This is a genomic window from Acinetobacter higginsii, assembly GCF_000369845.1.
In the GTDB taxonomy this organism is placed as follows: Bacteria; Pseudomonadota; Gammaproteobacteria; order Pseudomonadales; family Moraxellaceae; genus Acinetobacter; species Acinetobacter higginsii.
Genome location: NZ_KB850214.1, coordinates 266,927 through 280,636, shown reverse-complemented (window position 1 = coordinate 280,636; position 13,710 = coordinate 266,927). Strand labels below are relative to the sequence as shown.

Here is a 13,710-nt window from a genome sequence, read left to right as displayed (position 1 = left end):
GCAAAATATTTAAGTAAACAAAGAGTAAAATTACAGTAAATTTAAGCATTTAATTTAATGATTGTTTATTTGAGAAGGCATGTTGCTGCCATGGATTTCACATGAAATTGAGAAAAATTATTTTTTTGTCTGAATGGGATCTAAAAGGGTACTTTTTATACGCTTGCTGCAGCAAAATTTAGAATTTCAATCATGAATACGCTAGAGAAATGCAATATCAAGACGCTCTTATCGCGCAGGAACCATAAAGTTGCTGAATTCATAAGAAGTTACATTTCGTAGCTTAAATCCCGCAAAGCGCTCTACAATAAAAACAGAAAACGAATCGTTTATTTTGAAAAAGTGAATATATTTATTTGCTTAATTTTTTATTGGTTGTCTAGGTTACTTAAATGAATAAAAAGCATATTATTTTATCTTTACTTATCGGTTTAGTTATTGGTGGTTTAATCGGTTCATTCGGTTATTCAAAGACTGCAGCACGTTATGATGCAATGACTACAGCTTGTGTCATGATGAATCAAGCGGTTGAAAATGAATTATTAACGCCAGAACAGGTTAAACAGTTAGGCACACTGACTGGACAAAGTCTTAAGAAAGACTATCAATCTGTTGCTTCCAAATTTCAGTTTTCTGAAAAACAGCTGGCAAATGCTTCTGCAGGTTCAAATTGCAGCCAGTTTATCGTTGGGGTAAACGAAGCGAAATAATTTTAGTTTAAAAAAGCCCACTTCATGTTGGGCTTTTTTGAACTTTAGAAATATATATGTTGGTTTTATAGTGCAATAGAAAAAGAAAATGCCCTAACTCCTAGAGTAGGCGTATACTGTTTATATGTATTAGAATCATAAGGAACCAAAAAGTGCTTGTTAAATTTGCAGTCCGATTCATGGGTGTTTTATTCACAGTATTGGCTCTGGTCGCTCTTGTGATTCATTTCTTCTTTTCCAGTAAGTTGACTACGGATTTATGGATTATCATGGTTCCGATTATTCTTGGTGTTCCAATGCTCACTTCCGTCATTGTTGCTAAAGATGATGAATTAAGTATTCAATAGAATTTATGTTTAATTGTACAAAAGCTTATCAAATGATGGGCTTTTTATTTTTATGTGGTATAAAAATAATTCCAATAATAAAGGAGCATAAAGTGTTTTTTTCTGAAATTGTTCAAACTTTAGATCGAGAATATGAGCTATTCATAAACTCTCAAAGCTATCAATCCTATAAAAACAGTGACATACAAATCAAAGCATTATTTTTGAGAAATGCGCTAAAAGCAATTAAATACCCGCATACTGGTTTAATTCCTTTAGGTGGTGGAGTGTATAAGCTACTGAATTTTGATCATTTTGAATTGGATATTAACTTGTTTAATACACCCCAATTTCGTAATAAAACAGCTTTTATTGACTGGGTTTCTAGACGCTTAGATAAAGAGATCTGCCCATAACAAAAAACAGATGAACTAAATGTTTAGAAGTAATTTGATTTAGGTTCGAGTAGTGGCACTTGAAAATTAAAACGCTCATTTTCATCATTGATTTTGAGCGTTTATTCATTCTAGTTGCTTGGAAATGTGTTCTTGATGCTTAGTTGCTTGCGCTTATGCTATTTTTTTCATATGTTCCAAGCAGTCAATTGCGGTCCTACTTGTTACACTGAGTTCTCTAGCTAAAGTTTGGGCTTGATCCCAACCAAATATCTCTAATTTGACCAATAATAGCAGCGTCATTTCAAGATGATTTTTGCTCTTAATGATTTCATCAGAATTGTCAAGATCAATTAACATATCAATTTCAGTTTTGATATAGTCGATTGCTGCATCTTTTTGCCGTTTTTGATACATTTTTTTTCTCCTATAAAAGGTATCTCAATAATTAATAGAATACGGAAATAGCTTAATGATTTATTAAATTAAAATTAATTGAATATTAAATAAATAAAATGCTATAGGTATTCATTAATGTATTTCTCACTGCTTGCAGCGCGTCACTTTTATTTATAAGTTTGAGCTGAGAATAACTCTGAAATTGGCAATACTGAATCTTGCATCATTATTTTGTCAACTTTCAGGTTTAAATTTCACAAATAAATGAAAAATACTCTAATTTTATAATGCAATTTGTAAGCTTTAGTCAACTGACGGTTACATTTCGATTGGCCTTTTTTGTGTGTTTTGTGACAAGCATTAATAATTATTTATATAATTCTGTTTTTAAGTTTTTATTTAATTTAATCAATAACTAAGTTTTAATAATCAATTTTTTTTGTATACTTTGAAATTGTAAAAGCCGACCCTAAATTGACAATTATGACGTTTTTTTGCAGTAATAAAATAGTGGGGTAGCAAAAATGAACGCAATGGAAGAATATTTGTCATTTTTTTCCTATATAGGTTATATGAAAAAATATGTTTTTTATTAATGAATTAGCATGTGGCTTAATACAACATAAAAAAATTGAACTGTAAAGTTAACGAAGATAATAAATCTCTTGGAGATATTATTCAGTGTGTCTATGAGACAACAATACGGTGAGTTTAGGGCTGAACATGGTTTTGTGTTAAAATTACACAACGATATAAGGGCGACCAGATGTCGGTTTCTTGTTTTTATTGATAGTCTTTAAAAAAAATGATTTTTAAAAAATTGAAAATAAATTATTCTCTAAGCTCTTAAATTCAAATAAAAATAGGCATTAGGATGAAAAAAATATTTGTCGGGGTGATGGGAGTAGCAGTATCTCTCATGGGCGTAAATGGGTGGGCAGATACACCTTTACAAGTCAATTATGGGACACCTCAAGAGCTTGGACAGCGTACAGTCCAACCCATAGATCAGAATTATCGTAGTGAGACGAGCAGCGGAATTCAGACTTCTGTATTTGCAGAATATTATGGCTCTAGATTGCAGTCGGATGCGATTGATGGTCATGAGAAATTAAATGGCTTTGGTACAGGCGTTACATTTACAGCCTTGGATACCTTAAGTACAACATTTGGATTGAATTACCAAAAAAGTTCAGATTGGCACAGCACTGAAATCAATGTTAAAGGTGGCTATAAATTTTATAATCAAAATAATACTTATGCGAATGCAAGTATTGGTATTGGTTATGCATGGCTTGATGCAGATGACTATGATACTAAACTGCGTTATGTAACTTTGCCGATTGATTTTGAATTAGGTCACTATATTCAAAAGGATATTGCAGGCTATGTGGGACTTGGATATAAATGGCTGTACATCGAAAACTTTGACGATGCATGTACAGGTTATTTTTGTGAGAGCACCGCGTCTGATGTGTTAGATCTAGATGGAATCACTTATAAAGTGGGCATTCGTTACAATTTCTAAGAATCCGTTTTTGCAATAAAAGAGCTCGTCACAAGATGAGCTTTTTTATTGATCTGATTCAGTTTAGCTTTACATAAAGTCGAAATAAATGCGTACTTTTTGATCAATCCTTACTCATGCAAACAGTCAAAAAATCACGATCGCTTAAGATAAAGATTCAGTGATTAATGAGAGCATTTAAAAAATGACAAATACTTTTGAATATAAACAAAAAAATTTAAAAACAACTCCCGCAATTAGCATCCAAACCTCAATGATTAATCGTTTTAGTCCAAAGTACTGGCGCATTGATGGTCCACAGACCATGTCGTTTGCAATTACCAATTATGGGAATGGCTTTGAAGCATCATTTCGCTCACGTACCACAACCGATCTTGCAGGGATTATTTGGGATTCATATGATGCGAAAGATCATAAGTTTTTGGCTTATGAAACTAAATATGATTACAGCGGTGTGATTTGGGATTTTGATATTGAACTCTCGGCATCTATGCCAATGTTAAATAATCCAACATTAACACCGACACTTACTGTGCAATACAAAGCCAATGGTGAAGACAAGGTTGCTTACATTGTCTTGTTTAACTATGCAAATCAGCCAGCATCTCGCTCGGCACATATTCATATCAATTGGAATACAGTCAAAGCGGGGTTTTCAGCAACAGAGTCTTTTCCTGTCACCAACATTCAGCGAATTTCGTTTTCAGGTTTTACGAGCAGTTATAATGGGCATTCTACCCAGCCTTTAGCCCAAGTCGAAGATGGCTATATTCGTTTAACGAATTCGGTAACCACAGGGCCAAATGCCAAACTTACGCTCAAGCGCGTTTCTGTTCCGCAACATGACTACGGCATCTGTACCAGCTACGATGACCATTATGATCTGAATCCACAGCGCTTGGTCGATAATATGCAGGCTTTGGGCTATCACGGTTTGATCAATCATTATTGTGGTATGTCAAAGTATCCTGAAATGTCTTGGAACAGTAGTATTAATAAATGGCAAATTCCAGATACGTTGGTGACCAATCAATCTGTTGTAAATCCATGTACACGTAAATGGCATGAGCGTTTTGCTCAAGCATTGCAAAATGCTGGGATGCAGCCTGTATTTGGTGTCAGTTTTGAAATGTACTCATTGGGCGCAAATGAATTCTGGGCACAGCGCGATTGGAATAGTAATTTAGGCCGTACGGGGTATGAACCGCCAAGTTATTTCTTTAGCCCGTGTGATCAAAATGCACTTGCTTATCTACATAAAGCGTTTATTGAGTTTGCTGATACGATGGCTGTAGGCGGCTGCCCTGTAAATATGCAAATTGGTGAACCTTGGTGGTGGTATAATCAGGGTACAGATTTACCATGTGTCTATGATTATCCAACTAAACTGGCATTTAACGCAGACACGGGATTGTATGCACCAGACTTGGGCACGATTTATGATGCAGTAAATAAAACAGGCACACCATATGATGAGTTTAAGGCTTGGTTACGCAATAAACTAGGACAGACATGTCGAGATATTCGTATAGTGATTAAAACCAAGTATCCAACAGCAAAAGTGTGTCCACTGATTTTCTTTCCAACGATTCGCACACCGATTGAAACCTTGGCGACAGATATCAATTATCCAAGTGAGCACTATAGTTATCCGAATTTCGATTATATCATGACGGAAGCCTATGACTGGATTTTGGAAGCGCGTTTAGGCTTGGCTCATCAGGCGGTTTCAGAGATTCCTACACAAGATTTGAACTACCCAGCTGATAAAGTGGCTTATTTAGCAGGATTTGTTCCTGATTCCTCAATTGCTCACCTCTATGGATTTGATAACACTAAGCCTTATCGAACACCAATTTGGCAGCGTGTATTTGGAGATATGAAGAATAATAATCCTTTAGGACTGATGAAGCAGTTTATCTGGGCCTATCCGCAAGTGATGCAGGATTCTGTGACGATTGATACTGTACAGGCACCGAATGGATTCTTTGTCGAAAATACACTGTATACGCCAATTAGCGATGATACGCCGTATCCACCTGAGATTTATTTATAATTAATACTTAGACTGGAAGTGGTTTTTTAAATTAAAAGCCACTTCTATTTTCATCATTTACCTAATTTTTTAATAGAATGATTTGAATCACGAAGTGAGTACTGGCGGAACATCCATAGAATTTTTTTTTGATCATACACTGTTAAATTTTTCTTACCCAACTGGTACAAAAGATATCTGCGGTGTCGTACTTTAATGATAAATTAGAACAAATGACCCGCAATGGCGGATTTCTATGAATTTATCGTATGCAGCATTGTTATGAAAATCAGAATTCTATCTCTAGGCTTAATCTCCATCTTATTTGTTGGTTGTAACAAGCAGCCTGAAGTTAAAAGTGAGAAGGCGCAAGAAAGTTTTGAAGTCGTGGACAATAAAATCTCCGAATACATGGACATCTTGGATAATCCAGATACACCAAAACAAGAGCAGACACGTGTACTTTGCAAAGATTATCCTAATCTATATGAATCAAAGTATATTCCTGCTTTACTAAAACTTGCACCTAAGGACTATAGCAAAGAGAAGTTGATGTCTGATTTAAAAGTATCGACTGATTATTATGTTGAAAAACTGGATATCAATTGTCAATAGACTGGCTTAGAGAGGAGATTTTCCTCTCTTATTTTTACCCATCAGGAATTTTCGCATATTTAGAGTCAGTATTTACGCTCATTTAATTATTTCAAATAAGAATTAATCTCATCTTGTGCTAAGATCAGCCGTTTATAAATGCATTGATCTAAAATAATATCATGATGAAGAAAATTGTTTCGATTACATCAATTTTGATGTGCAGTACATATATTTATGCGCTTGAGTCTGACTTTCAGCAGTCGATTTATATTGAAGCTACAGATACGCTTTATAGCCCAAATCAAAGTTCCTTTTCGGCTTCTAATATCCAAATTAAACAAGGTACGATTGATATCCAAGCGGCTAAAGCCATAGGAACTTTGAAAAATGGCCAGCCTTATCAACTTGCGCTTATGGGAAGCCCTGTCAGATTTCAGCAAAAAGTGAGTGAAGAAAAGGGAATGGTTTATGGTAAGGCCAACCGCGTTGAGTACAGCACTTCAGCAACTGAAATTGTATTAAAAGGTAATGCATCCATTATCATGGATGGCTCCAGTATTTCAGGTGAAACGCTAAGATATAATTTAACCATAGGTGATGTTGAGGCTCGTGGTAGCTCGAATAAACGCGTTCAGATGGTTATTCCACCACAGAAAAATGTGCAAATGAAGCCGCTGATCAGAAGTCAGTAGGCGAGTCAAAGTACTTCCATTTGCTTATTTAGCCCATAAAATTGTTATTCTTGTATTTGCGCGCCAAAATCTGTCGTTTAGTTGACTTTATGGACTTGAAAAACTGGAAATAGAACATATTATAATTTTTTTCTTATTCTGATATTACAGGCGGAATACGGTGAACGAAGAAGTTTTGTTACCTGCATCACGAGCGACTGCAATTTCTAATGCAAATGTTAAAAAGTTAACAGTAGATAAAATTCTCTCAAAAATTTCCAGTACGATTAAATTAAGAGCCAGTGACGGTGATCGAGATGCCTTACAACAATTTTCAAAACATGAAGTCAGTAGCGAAGATGCGGATATTGTTGTAACTGAATTAAAGGAAGCAGGTTATAGAGTTTTCTTAAATCCTAATTTTACCAATACCAATATTCAGTTTCAGCTAGAGTGGGACTGATTCCTAAAGACCGTAAAAAGCTCCAAATTTGATTGGGGCTTTTTTATGCGCCATTTTCTTTTCTAGAAGTAAAACTTATCCCTAAATGTTTAATAAATTTGTTTATAATGTTGAAAAATCAATTTAGAGCGATGGATGAGTTTAAAAGGATTGCTCTTTGTCATGTTAGGGATGGCATTGGCTTTTGCCAGTTACTTCTACTGGGATTATAAAAAAACGGGTGGTTATCAGAAGAATAGTGATGGCTATTATGGTTATTTTTTTCCGAGAGACAATGGATTAAACAATCCAGCAGATTGTGAATTAGCAAATACAGAAAACCCAAAAGAGCCACCAGTATCAGCGGAGTGGATGCAAGGGTGTAAGAAGTACTTTGAGATCAATCAATAAAAAAGCACCTGACGGTGCTTTTTTATTGAGCTAGATTAGGCTTTATCGGTTTGTTCAGTAGAGAGTAACTGAAAATCGTGACCTGATGGTGCTTGATAAATTCTCAAGCCAAATTCAGGAATAATTGCAATCAAGTGATCAAAAATATCAGACTGAATTGCTTCATACGAAGCCCATGCAATGGTATTGGTAAATGCATAGATTTCTAATGGTAAGCCTTCACTGGTTGGTTGCATTTGACGTACCAAAATAGTTTGGTTTTGGGCAATCCCTTGATGCTGACGTAAGTAAAACTCAACATAAGCACGGAATGTCCCAAGATTGGTTAAACGACGTTGATTATACTGAGACTGATTACTCAAGTGGTTATTGAACTCTTCAATTTCAGATTTCTTAGCATCGAGGTACTGATCAAGTAACAAGAAGTCTTTGAGCTTTTGTTGTTCTGCATCAGACATGAAGTGAACACTACTTTGATCTAGGAACAGTGAACGTTTAATACGACGGCAGCCTGACTCACTCATCCCACGCCAGTTTCTAAAGGTGTCAGTCACCAGTTTATTTGTTGGAATGGTTGTAAAGGTCTTATCAAAGTTCTGTACGGTCACTGTATGTAATGACATATCAATGACATCGCCGTCTGCATTTAAAGATGGCATTTCAATCCAGTCACCAATACGGACCATGTCATAAGAAGCGATTTGAACACTGGCAACCAAAGAAAGAATGGTATTTTGGAACACCAACATCAATACCGCAGCCATTGCACCGAAGCCTGCAAGTAGGGTAAACACATCTTTTTTCAAGAAGGTACCCAAAATCATGAGGCCACAAACAACGAATAAGATCAGTTTAACAAGTTGCAGATAGCCCTTAATCGGCTTATTTCTAGACTTGGGATTACGTTGATAAATTAAGTTAAAAATATTCAGCGCTTCACTGACAGTAAGTGCTAGGGTCAGGAAGATAAAAGCCTGTGCACCCATTTGTACAAAGCTGATGAATTTCTCTGGTAGATGTGGAATCGTGGTAATGCCATTCATGATGACAATCGCAGGGACGATATTGGCAAAACGCTGAGTCACACTATGTTGTGCGAAAATTGATTGATTTGGAGATTTAAATTTTGTAACTAAATGGCGAATACCACGGACGATAATTCTTTTCGCAATAAAGTTGGCAAGTGCCGCAAACAAAATCAAAATGATGAATGCAATCGCTGTTTCTAGCCATGGGTAATGGCTTAACTCACTACGCAAATACTTTAAATAATCCAAACCCAAAACACCTTATAAATTCTTTGAGACGGAATTGTAAGGTGTAATGGTGTTTTATATTAACTTGATCACAGTTTATATACGATTTGTAAAGGCGTTTTTACATAACTGTTGGATGATTTACCACATCAGATCATCAGGAATCACATATGCTGCATATGGATCTTCCTCATCCGTAGTTTGATCATTTTTCTCGGTATTGTTATTTATCAAGATAAAACCTTGCATTTTTTGATCAATTTTTTCCGCAAGTGCTTTAGGTAAATAAGCGTAGCTGTCTTGATCTTTGGCAATCACAAGTGAACCTGAAACAAGGGCATTATAAACTTGCTGTGAAAGATAGACTTTTTTGATTTTAGCTTCATCAATAAATTGATAAGTTACATCACCTTCAATTTCTTTGACTTTGTGGTGCTTAATCATCTGGATGATCGAAGCTTTTAGGGCTTTCTCTTCCAGTACAGCTTGCTTTTCTTGATTCAATGCTTGGTCTTTGGCTAGTTTTTCTTGTTTGGCACGGTCAATTTCAGCTTTCAATGCTGCATCATCATTTTGTCCAGTACGTTGTCCATGTTGTGCTTGCTTAGTTAATTTTTTTGCTTTCTTATTATCAACCAAGCCCGCTTTTAACAATTGAGCTTGCAATGCATTTTTAACCATAATTCAATCCAAATTTGAGTTTGATGAAGAACGAAAATAGAAAATCCAGTAGGCAACACTCATTGCTAAGCTTAATGCTGCTGGAATGAGAAAGGTCTGTAAGTTTAAATAAGGATAAAGCAGACTCGCAATAAGTCCACCACATAAAAAACCGATAAAGATGAGAAGATGCAGAAAAATACGGCGTTTTTCTACTTTTAAGCCACGTGCTTTATAACCTAATGCTAAACCGATATCGGTCAGGACGCCAGATAAGTGCGTTGTGCGGATAATTGCACCTTTGTAGTGGCTCACCATGGCATTCTGTACGCCCATGGCAACACAGGCCCATAAGAGGCCGTAGCGCGGGAAATAAGGCAGTAAGAGCCAAGTGAGAACCAGAAAGATCGCGACTAAACTAAGCGGCAAGCCATAACGTCGACCAAATGCAACGCTGCCATTGCCAAGGATTAAGCCACTATAAAAAGAGCCAATCACAAAGCAAAGGATAACCAGACTGAGGTAGATAAAATGCTCAGGCTGCCAGTCAAGCAAACTCATTGCTAACATACTGACATTGCCTGTCATGTGTGAAACGGACTGATGGAGGACTGTAAATAAGCCCAAAACGTTTACCATTCCTGCATTCAGTGCAAGGAAGAAAGCACCGAGTTGAATCCAGTTAGGTAAACGTTGAAGTGGCATAGCAACCTATGATCTTGGATGGTCTCTAAAATCAACAGCAGCGGTAAATAATACATCTGTCGATGAATTCAATGCTGTTTCCGTTGAATCTTGCAATACACTGATAATCATACCAATCGCAACGATTTGCATGGCAATTTCAGATGATATACCAAACAAACTACAAGCAACAGGGATTAACAATAAAGACCCACCTGCAACGCCTGAAGCGCCACATGCAGAAACCGTTGCAACCACCGATAAAATAATCATGGTACTCAAGTCGACAGGAATATCGAGTGTATGCACAGCAGCAAGGGTAAGTACCGTAATCGTGACTGCTGCACCTGCCATATTGATAGTCGCACCCAATGGAATTGATACGCTTGCAGTTGCTTCATTGACACCTAAACGCTGAGCCAAATCTAGGTTTACTGGAATATTGGCAGCTGAACTACGGGTAAAGAAGGCGGTAATACCACTTTCTTTTAAACAGGTAAAGACTAAAGGATATGGGTTAGCCTTCATGGTAATCGCAACCAAAATTGGATTAATCACCAGTGCAACAAATAGCATTGTGCCGATGAGGACCGCTAATAGGTGGGCATAACTGGTCAGTGTTGCTAGACCTTCGCTTGCAAATGTCACTGCAACTAAACCAAAAATACCAATCGGGGCAAAACCAATCACGGTATGAATGATTTTATTAACTGCTCCAGCCACATCAGTCAAAACTTGCTTGGTCGTGTCAGAGCTATGACGTAAAGCTAGGCCTAAACCAATTGCCCAAGCCAAGATACCAATAAAGTTGGCTTCACCAATTGCTTGAACAGGGTTTGCAATAAAACTTAAAAGTAAATTCTTTAGAATCTCTGCAAGGCTACCTGGTGCTTGAAGGCCTGTTTCTGCCGGTAAATGTAAAAACAGTTGGCTTGGAAACAAAACACTTGCAGTTACCGCACTGAATGCAGCAAGTAGCATGCCGACCACATACAAAACCAGTACAGGTTTGATATTTGAATTCTGACCAATCTGGAAATTTGCAATTGAAGATAGAACTAAAACAAAAACTAAAATCGGTGCAACAGACTTTAATGCTTTAATGAATAATTCACCCAATAAACTTAAGTAGGGTGTAAAGTTAGGAAAGAGCAAAGCGACGCCAATCCCTAAAAAAATAGCGATAATAATTTTGCTAACTAAGCTCAAGCGAGACAGTACATTAAACATATAAAGGCCTTATAAACCTATGCACGGTTTAAGGTTAAACAAGCGCGGTATTCTATACCTAAGAACCGTGAATAATAAAATTTTTTTTGCAATTCAATTACTTTAAAAATACCGAAAAAATTAACACAATGTTTTTTAAAAATAATTATGAAAACATGATACATCCTTTTGTATAAAAAAAATCCAATAAAAGCTGCTCATTCTACAAGCATTTCAGGCGAAAGTGTTTGTATTGCTTGATAATGTGATAAAAATATTTGACCTGTAAGCTCATTTTTGAGCTGGGATTTACATAGTCGCTCCATAACAGGGCTCTTCACTTCGGATAAATGTAATTGGATAGCCAACTGAGCTAATTCTCGATTTAGGTCTTCTAACATTTCTAATGCACTGAGATCAATATTGCTAATGCTTGAGCAGTTGATCACAACATGTTGCAACAGCGAATTCTGGCTAACTTCTGTAATCACATGACCTTTCAGAACATGGGCATTTAAAAAGTTAAGGTTTTCATCAACACGGAAAGAAGCCACAGTTGGAGTTGTAATGACATTGTAATTTGAGATATTTCTAAAGTGTTGAGTTCCTTCAATTAAACCAATAACAGCAATATGAGGGCGGCTAATACGCCAAAGCAGTAGAATAAAGGTAAGTACAATACCAATGATCAGTCCTGTTGAAATATCTATACAGGTTACACCAAAAAAGGTAACCCACATTGCCAGTCCGTCAGCTTTTGAATATTTCCATGTTTCAATAAATGGAGTCAGTGTTATCAACTTCCAGATAGAAACAAAAATTGTGGCAGCTAATACAGCGAGTGGTAGGTTTTGAAAGAAGCCTGTAAAGTAAAGGCTGACTGCAATCATCAATAAAGATGAAATAACACCAGACATCGGGGTTTTCGCTCCCGCATCAACGTTGACAACCGTACGAGATAGGCTACCAGAGACTGCAAAACCGGAATTAAATCCCGCAGCAATATTGGCTAAGCCTAAAGCAATCAGTTCTTGGTTACTGTCTAAGTCATCGCGCTTTTGTAGTGCTGTGGCTTGCGCAATGGCCAGCGATTCTACAAAGCTAATCATTGCAATCATAAATGCGCTTGGGAGTAGTTGCAGAATCAGCTCAGTGTTCCATGTTGGGAAATGAAAATTGGGCAGGCCTGTTGGGATGACTCCAACTGTTTTGATTGCCTGATCATCGTTTCCAATAAAGGTGATGACCGCGATAGAGAGCAAAACCAGTAATAAAGGTAATATTTTGTTCAGAAAGCTGGATCGAATCAGTTTCGGAAGCATAAACAGGAGTAAAACAGAAATTAGCCCAAAGCTTATGCCAGTCAAAGTCACTTGGTGTAAGTTTTGAGATAAGCTCAGTAAAAACTCAGGAATATTGCCTGCTTGCAACGGAATATCCAGTAAAAACTTAAATTGTCCTAAGGCAATCAGTAACGCAGAGGCAATGATAAAGCTTTGAATAACAGGATGACTAATAAGCTGAATAAGAAAACCGAAACGCAATAAACCTAAAAGCAGAGAAATGATCCCGACAAGTAGTGCTAATAAGTAAGCAGCTTCGATATAGGCAGTTGATCCAGCAGCAAATAGTGGGTCGAGCGCTGTAAATACCATCATCGAAATAATGGCGACAGGACCAATCGAAAGGGTGGTACTACTTCCTGTAAAGGCATAGATAATCATGGGTAGTATACTGGCGTATATCCCCATAATTGGCGGAAGCCCTGCCAACATTGCATAAGCCATACCTTGTGGTACCAACATAGCCAATACAATGCAGGCTGCAATCAGATCAGACTTTAGGCTGGAAAGCTGATAATGACTTAACCATTTTCGCGCAGGAAAAAGTTTAGATAGGTTTAGGTTTAGCAATTTCATGCGCAATAGTCTAAATCATAAATTTATATATATTATGCAGAAAAAATGCTAAAGAGGGTACGATTGAATTTTTTTGAGAATTATGCCTGAGGGCAGTAATGCTCATACAGCGTATTCAAAACCACTTGCAACTTTGGATCTAAAATTGAGTAAAAAATTTGTTTGCCATCGCGACGGGTAGAAACAACATTACTTTTTCTTAACATCATCAATTGCTGTGAAAGCGTAGGTTGGAAGATTTGGGTTAATTCTTCAATTTGTGAAACATTAAGTTCTTGTTTAGCCAAATGACACAAAATAATTAAACGATCAGTATTTGCCAGAGATTTCAGTACAGTCACAATTGTACCAGCTGACTCTCTCATGGCGTCGATCTCGAAATCCTTTTGCATGCATATACTCTCTAGGTTACAGCCGAGGCTAGTATAAAGTCACGCAATGAAAAAATTGTAGTAAAACTGAATAATT

General features: G+C 36.7%; 16 protein-coding genes. 9 read left to right on the top strand and 7 right to left on the bottom strand.

The features are described 5' to 3' along the window. The first annotated feature begins 392 nt into the window (after nucleotides 1-392). From F885_RS11065 to F885_RS11075, 3 genes are all read left to right on the top strand, one after another. Nucleotides 393-710 (top strand): hypothetical protein, encoded by a 318-nt coding sequence (locus tag F885_RS11065; protein WP_005203189.1) that lies wholly within the window; start codon nucleotides 393-395, stop codon nucleotides 708-710. A gap of 152 nt (nucleotides 711-862) precedes the next feature. Beyond that, entirely contained in the window at nucleotides 863-1,057 is a 195-nt protein-coding gene (locus F885_RS11070; protein ID WP_005316042.1) for a hypothetical protein, read from the top strand. A 92-nt stretch (nucleotides 1,058-1,149) separates the two neighbouring features. Continuing rightward, complete coding sequence (locus F885_RS11075; protein ID WP_005316041.1) at nucleotides 1,150-1,452, top strand: hypothetical protein; 303 nt, start codon at nucleotides 1,150-1,152, stop codon at nucleotides 1,450-1,452. A 153-nt stretch (nucleotides 1,453-1,605) separates the two neighbouring features. On the opposite strand, the gene F885_RS11080 is transcribed toward F885_RS11075, so the two are convergent. Beyond that, nucleotides 1,606-1,848, bottom strand: a complete 243-nt coding sequence (locus F885_RS11080; RefSeq protein ID WP_005203192.1) for a hypothetical protein — start codon at nucleotides 1,846-1,848, stop codon at nucleotides 1,606-1,608. A gap of 856 nt (nucleotides 1,849-2,704) precedes the next feature. On the opposite strand from F885_RS11080, the gene F885_RS11085 reads away from it, so the two are divergent. The 6 genes from F885_RS11085 (at nucleotide 2,705) to F885_RS11110 (ending at nucleotide 7,514) form a co-directional block, all read left to right on the top strand. Beyond that, the gene (locus F885_RS11085) at nucleotides 2,705-3,358 is read left to right on the top strand and encodes a hypothetical protein (protein WP_005316037.1); all 654 of its coding nucleotides are present in this window, start codon (nucleotides 2,705-2,707) and stop codon (nucleotides 3,356-3,358) included. Between the two features lie 184 nt (nucleotides 3,359-3,542). Beyond that, a complete protein-coding gene (locus F885_RS11090; RefSeq protein WP_005316034.1) occupies nucleotides 3,543-5,414 on the top strand; it encodes a non-contractile tail sheath protein in 1,872 nt (623 codons plus the stop codon). Nucleotides 5,415-5,675: 261 nt separating this feature from the next. Continuing rightward, entirely contained in the window at nucleotides 5,676-6,008 is a 333-nt protein-coding gene (locus F885_RS11095) for a hypothetical protein (protein WP_032859339.1), read from the top strand. A 161-nt stretch (nucleotides 6,009-6,169) separates the two neighbouring features. After that, nucleotides 6,170-6,682: a lipopolysaccharide transport periplasmic protein LptA gene (gene lptA, locus F885_RS11100; RefSeq protein ID WP_005316031.1), complete on the top strand. Its 513-nt coding sequence runs from the start codon at nucleotides 6,170-6,172 to the stop codon at nucleotides 6,680-6,682. 160 nt (nucleotides 6,683-6,842) lie between these two features. Next, nucleotides 6,843-7,124 carry a hypothetical protein gene (locus F885_RS11105; RefSeq protein ID WP_004653154.1) on the top strand — a complete coding sequence of 94 codons (282 nt, stop codon included), beginning with the start codon at nucleotides 6,843-6,845 and terminating at the stop codon, nucleotides 7,122-7,124. A gap of 135 nt (nucleotides 7,125-7,259) precedes the next feature. Continuing rightward, entirely contained in the window at nucleotides 7,260-7,514 is a 255-nt protein-coding gene (locus tag F885_RS11110; protein ID WP_005316029.1) for a hypothetical protein, read from the top strand. A 35-nt stretch (nucleotides 7,515-7,549) separates the two neighbouring features. Here the strand turns inward: F885_RS11110 and F885_RS11115 are convergent, their stop codons facing one another. From F885_RS11115 to F885_RS11140, 6 genes are all read right to left on the bottom strand, one after another. Then, a complete protein-coding gene (locus F885_RS11115; protein ID WP_005316027.1) occupies nucleotides 7,550-8,791 on the bottom strand; it encodes a mechanosensitive ion channel family protein in 1,242 nt (413 codons plus the stop codon). A gap of 120 nt (nucleotides 8,792-8,911) precedes the next feature. Beyond that, nucleotides 8,912-9,451: a DUF2058 domain-containing protein gene (locus tag F885_RS11120; RefSeq protein ID WP_005316025.1), complete on the bottom strand. Its 540-nt coding sequence runs from the start codon at nucleotides 9,449-9,451 to the stop codon at nucleotides 8,912-8,914. A 3-nt stretch (nucleotides 9,452-9,454) separates the two neighbouring features. Next, nucleotides 9,455-10,135: a YoaK family protein gene (locus F885_RS11125; protein WP_005203216.1), complete on the bottom strand. Its 681-nt coding sequence runs from the start codon at nucleotides 10,133-10,135 to the stop codon at nucleotides 9,455-9,457. Between the two features lie 6 nt (nucleotides 10,136-10,141). After that, nucleotides 10,142-11,344 (bottom strand): serine/threonine transporter SstT, encoded by a 1,203-nt coding sequence (gene sstT / locus F885_RS11130; RefSeq protein WP_005316023.1) that lies wholly within the window; start codon nucleotides 11,342-11,344, stop codon nucleotides 10,142-10,144. 197 nt (nucleotides 11,345-11,541) lie between these two features. After that, nucleotides 11,542-13,242, bottom strand: a complete 1,701-nt coding sequence (locus F885_RS11135) for a SulP family inorganic anion transporter (RefSeq protein WP_005316021.1) — start codon at nucleotides 13,240-13,242, stop codon at nucleotides 11,542-11,544. Between the two features lie 80 nt (nucleotides 13,243-13,322). Further along, nucleotides 13,323-13,634, bottom strand: a complete 312-nt coding sequence (locus F885_RS11140) for an ArsR/SmtB family transcription factor (RefSeq protein ID WP_004807645.1) — start codon at nucleotides 13,632-13,634, stop codon at nucleotides 13,323-13,325. Nucleotides 13,635-13,710 lie beyond the last annotated feature (76 nt).

Coding starts and splice junctions, on each gene's coding strand:
- F885_RS11065 (WP_005203189.1), top strand. CDS start 393: ATGAATAAAAAGCATATTATTTTATCTTTACTTATCGGTTTAGTTATT.
- F885_RS11080 (WP_005203192.1), bottom strand. CDS start 1,848: ATGTATCAAAAACGGCAAAAAGATGCAGCAATCGACTATATCAAAACT.
- F885_RS11085 (WP_005316037.1), top strand. CDS start 2,705: ATGAAAAAAATATTTGTCGGGGTGATGGGAGTAGCAGTATCTCTCATG.
- F885_RS11090 (WP_005316034.1), top strand. CDS start 3,543: ATGACAAATACTTTTGAATATAAACAAAAAAATTTAAAAACAACTCCC.
- F885_RS11095 (WP_032859339.1), top strand. CDS start 5,676: ATGAAAATCAGAATTCTATCTCTAGGCTTAATCTCCATCTTATTTGTT.
- lptA (WP_005316031.1), top strand. CDS start 6,170: ATGATGAAGAAAATTGTTTCGATTACATCAATTTTGATGTGCAGTACA.
- F885_RS11110 (WP_005316029.1), top strand. CDS start 7,260: ATGAGTTTAAAAGGATTGCTCTTTGTCATGTTAGGGATGGCATTGGCT.
- F885_RS11120 (WP_005316025.1), bottom strand. CDS start 9,451: ATGGTTAAAAATGCATTGCAAGCTCAATTGTTAAAAGCGGGCTTGGTT.
- F885_RS11125 (WP_005203216.1), bottom strand. CDS start 10,135: ATGCCACTTCAACGTTTACCTAACTGGATTCAACTCGGTGCTTTCTTC.
- sstT (WP_005316023.1), bottom strand. CDS start 11,344: ATGTTTAATGTACTGTCTCGCTTGAGCTTAGTTAGCAAAATTATTATC.
- F885_RS11135 (WP_005316021.1), bottom strand. CDS start 13,242: ATGAAATTGCTAAACCTAAACCTATCTAAACTTTTTCCTGCGCGAAAA.
- F885_RS11140 (WP_004807645.1), bottom strand. CDS start 13,634: ATGCAAAAGGATTTCGAGATCGACGCCATGAGAGAGTCAGCTGGTACA.